The 1,295-nt window shown below is 62.2% G+C and carries 1 protein-coding gene; it reads left to right on the plus strand.

The window, feature by feature from the left end; all coding sequences use genetic code 11:
* Positions 1–1,295: threonine ammonia-lyase, biosynthetic (gene ilvA / locus PQQ51_RS34285; RefSeq protein ID WP_408501618.1), on the plus strand; the 1,295-nt coding region annotated here is incomplete at both ends.

The following is a 1,295-nucleotide window of genomic DNA, read 5'->3' on the forward strand; positions in this document are numbered from 1 at the left end:
CACGACTATCTGAAGAAAATCCTGACCGCGCGCGTCTACGACGTGGCTCGCGAAACCGAACTCGAACGCGCGCCGAATCTGTCGGCGCGGCTACGCAATCCGGTTTATCTGAAGCGCGAGGACAACCAGCCGGTGTTCTCGTTCAAGGTGCGCGGCGCGTACAACAAGATGGCGCATATTCCGGCCGATGCGCTGGAGCGCGGTGTGATTACCGCGTCGGCGGGCAATCATGCGCAGGGCGTGGCGTTGTCGGCGGCGCGTATGGGCGTGAAGGCAATCATCGTCGTGCCGGTGACGACGCCGCAACTGAAGGTTGATGCGGTGCGCGCTCATGGCGGCGCGACGGTCGACGTGGTGCAGTTCGGCGAGTCGTACAGCGATGCTTATGGGCACGCGGTCAAGTTGCAGGAAGAGCGCGGGCTGACCTTCGTGCATCCGTTCGACGATCCGTATGTGATCGCCGGTCAGGGCACGGTCGCGATGGAAATTCTGAGCCAGCATCAGGGACCGATTCATGCGATCTTCGTGCCGATCGGCGGTGGTGGACTCGCTGCGGGTGTGGCCGCGTATGTGAAATCGGTGCGCCCGGAGATCAAGGTGATCGGCGTGCAAACCGACGATTCGTGCGCGATGGGCGCGTCGCTGAAAGCGGGCGAGCGGGTTACGCTGAATGAAGTCGGTCTCTTTTCTGATGGCACGGCCGTAAAGCTGGTCGGTGAAGAAACCTTCCGCCTGTGCCGCGAATATCTCGACGATGTTCTGCTCGTGAATACCGATGCACTGTGCGCGGCGATCAAGGACGTGTTCCAGGACACGCGCAGCGTGCTGGAACCGGCTGGCGCACTTGCGGTAGCGGGCGCGAAGCAGTACGCCGAGCGAGAAGGTATCGAGAACCAGACGCTGATCGCGATCACGTCGGGCGCGAACATGAACTTCGACCGGATGCGTTTCGTCGCCGAGCGCGCCGAAGTGGGTGAAGCGCGTGAAGCCGTGTTCGCGGTGACGATTCCCGAAGAGCGCGGCAGCTTCCGGCGCTTCTGCGAACTGGTCGGCACGCGCAGCGTCACCGAATTCAACTACCGGATAGCGGATGCGAATTCCGCCCATATTTTTGTGGGCGTACAGATCCGGAATCGCAGCGAGTCCGCGCAGATCGCGGGCGCATTCGAAGCACACGGTTTCGCGACCGTCGATCTGACCTTCGACGAACTCTCGAAGCAGCACATCCGCTACATGGTCGGCGGCCGCTCGCCGCTCGCGCATGACGAACGTCTGTTCCGTTTCGAGTTTCCCGA

The sequence above is a fragment of the Paraburkholderia xenovorans genome (assembly GCF_046030735.1).
GTDB lineage: Bacteria > Pseudomonadota > Gammaproteobacteria > Burkholderiales > Burkholderiaceae > Paraburkholderia > Paraburkholderia xenovorans_A.